The sequence below is a fragment of the Oleiphilus sp. HI0128 genome (genome assembly GCF_001635365.1).
In genome coordinates this window covers 1-871 of sequence record NZ_LWGG01000020.1, presented here as the reverse complement: position 1 = coordinate 871, position 871 = coordinate 1, and the positions used below count along the sequence as shown (strand labels likewise).

The window sequence follows — 871 nt, the reverse complement described above, 5'->3', positions numbered from 1 at the left end:
GCTGGAAGAGTCCATGCTGCAGCTGCCGAACCGAAGTTACCCCAGCCACCATATACACCTTCTGCTAAGCCAACCGTCTTCGCAGGGAACCATTCTCCCACCATACGAATACCGATAACAAAACCCGCACCAATAAAGCCACACAAGAAACGGAATAAGGCTAACTGCTCATAAGTTTGAGCTAGAGCAAAACCCCAACAAAGAAACGCCGACACCATCAACAACAAGCTATAAACAGCGCGCGGCCCAAACTTATCCACCAACATCCCGACAACAATACGCGCTGGTATAGTAAGTGCAACGTTAAGGATCAATAACGCCTTCCACTGGGCATTACTCATATCAAATGCTGCCATAATGAAAGGCTTCATTGGCGCATGACTGAACCACATCACGAAGGTCAAAAAGAATGCAAACCAGGTAAAGTGCAATATTTGTGTCGGTCGACTGGAAAAATCCAATAACCTTAATCGAGCTTCAGACATGCGGGGTTCCTTAAATAGATTGAATGAAAACTAGGCCACCATAATCAAAAGTCGATCCAACTAAGATTTTTTTCTTTACTTTCAACAAGATAAAAACAGATAATTACACAAACGACTTGCGCACAGACAGATTCCAACATATCCTCCAGCCAAAACGCACCATTCTGAAGCAATAGAAAGACTACCTTTTACTTCTCGCACCATATTACGCTCGCAAAACCTAAGCTATCACATGAAACAGCTTTACCAAGGAGCACACCAACTCATTGTGCACTATTTGAACAACCTGCATACAAACAATCTGCCCAAAAATCCAGCGTAAACCTAGGTACCTCAATCAAGACTTACCAAATTGGTGCCTTCATGACAGTGAAGAGCTACCCTAC

General features: G+C 43.6%; 1 protein-coding gene. It reads right to left on the bottom strand.

Translation table 11 applies throughout. The annotated features are described in order from the left end of the window. The coding region (locus A3763_RS00335; protein ID WP_156494776.1) for an MFS transporter at window positions 1–485 on the bottom strand (485 nt) is incomplete at its 3' end. Window positions 486–871 lie beyond the last annotated feature (386 nt).